The sequence below is a fragment of the Nocardia sp. NPDC058497 genome (assembly GCF_042720195.1).
GTDB lineage: Bacteria > Actinomycetota > Actinomycetes > Mycobacteriales > Mycobacteriaceae > Nocardia.
On record NZ_JBHXMY010000068.1, the window covers coordinates 15152 to 17055 of the forward strand.

2 protein-coding genes are annotated in these 1904 nt (G+C 72.0%); both read left to right on the top strand.

Annotated features, from left to right (window positions below; genetic code table 11):
• The coding region (locus ACFWPJ_RS07655; RefSeq protein ID WP_378848483.1) for a response regulator transcription factor at positions 1-534 on the top strand (534 nt) is incomplete at its 5' end.
• A complete protein-coding gene (locus tag ACFWPJ_RS07660; protein ID WP_378848486.1) occupies positions 531-1898 on the top strand; it encodes an ATP-binding protein in 1368 nt (455 codons plus the stop codon). The genes ACFWPJ_RS07655 and ACFWPJ_RS07660, both read left to right, overlap by 4 nt.
• The last annotated feature ends 6 nt before the right edge of the window (positions 1899-1904 follow it).

Here is a 1904-nt window from a genome sequence, read left to right on the forward strand (position 1 = left end):
CTGGAGGAACTGGAGTCGGCGCGGGGGGGGGGGGGGCCCCGCGCGGGGGGGGGTGTGACAACCCCCCCCCCTTTGGGGGCCCGCCCCGCGGGGGGGGGGGTGAGCGATCGGATCGCGGCGCTCGAGCGCGGCGCCGACGACTACCTCACCAAACCGTTCGACCTGGGCGAGCTGGTCGCCCGGCTGCGCGCCTTGCTGCGCCGCAGCGCCGCAACCGCGGTGCCGCAGGGAAAGACGGTGCGGGTGGGCGAGGTGGACATCGATCTGGCAGGCCATCGGGTCCACACCGGTGGGCGACAGGTCGAGCTCACCAAACGCGAGTTCGAGCTGCTGGCGATGCTCGCCGACAACGTGGGCATCGTGCTCGGGCGCGAGCAGATCCTGTCCGCCGTCTGGGGTTACGACTTCGCCACCGATACGAACGTGGTCGACGTGTTCGTCTCGTATCTGCGGCGCAAGCTCGAGACCGGCGGCGTCGCGCGGGTCGTGCACACGGTGCGCGGCGTCGGATTCGTCCTGCGCGAGCGCCCGTGAGCACCGGGTCGTGGTCGCTGCGGATGCGGGTGGCCGTGGTGTCGGCGGTGGTCGCCGCGCTGGTGGCGATCACCCTCGGCCTCACCTACGCGGCACTGCTGAAGGTGGCGGGCACCCGGCAGCTCGATCAGACGGTGTCGACGATGCACGTCCAGGTGGCCGAGCGTCTCGACGGTGTTCCCGCCCTGCCCATTCAGGTGCCGACGGAGGTACCACCCGATGCCACCGACCTGCCCGGCCCGCCGACGGTCGTGGTGCCCGCCCCAACCGACCCCGCGCTGGCTCAGGTGCAGGGCGCACCTGGCCTGCTGGTCCGGCTGAATCCCGATCGCGAACTGGTCGACGCCGCGATCACCCGCAGCCAGCTGATCGGCCTCGGCATCGGTGTCGCCGGTGTGCTCGTGGCCGCCGGATTGGGTTGGGTGCTGGCCGGTTTCGCCGCACGACCGTTGCGCAGGCTGGCCACCGCCACCCACGAGATCGACACCCTCGACGAGCTGCCACCATTGTCGGGCCGCGGCGCCAGGGAAGCCGAGGAACTCTCCGACGCGATGACCCGGATGCTGGCACGGCTCGAGACCGCGCACGGCGAGACCAGACAGGCACTGGCAGGCGCCCGCGATTTCGCCGCGGTCTGCGCGCACGAACTGCGCACCCCGCTCACCGCGATGCGCACCGACCTGCAGGTCCTCGCCGGTGACGAACTCCCCGCCGACCAGCGCGGCGCCGTCCTCGCCGACGTGCTGGCCGCCGAACGCCAGATCGAGCGCACACTCACCGATCTCGAACGTCTCGCCGTCGGCGAACTGACCGACGCGGACGCGTTCGAACCGTTCGAACTGTGCGAAACCCTCGATCGCGCCGTCCAGAACGCCCGGCGCGCGCAGCCCGGCGTCGACATCACGCTGACCGCCTGCGATCCGGTCCCGATGACCGGCCTGCCCGGCGGCATCATGCTGATCGTCACCAATGCGGTCGCCAACGCGGTCGCGCACGGAAATGCCACCGAGATCGCGGTGGCGGCAAGCACGGTCGCCGACGGGATCGAGATCACCATCGACGACAACGGCCCCGGGATACCGGAACACCTGTCCCCCACCGCCTTCGACCGCTTCGCCAAACGATCGGGCTCACCCGGTTCGGGTCTGGGCCTGGCCCTGGTCCGGCAGCAGGCCGAATTACACGGCGGCACCGCCGAACTCGCCGAAAGCCCGCGCGGGGGGCCGCGCCCGGTGGGGGGGGGCCCCCCCCCGCCCGGGGTGTTTCGGCCCCCACCGCCCCCCGCCCAGGCCCGCATGGCGCTGCGCACCCGCCATTCGATACTCGGTTCGCTGTGGACCGGCGATTCGAAGACCAGCACGTGACCGCCC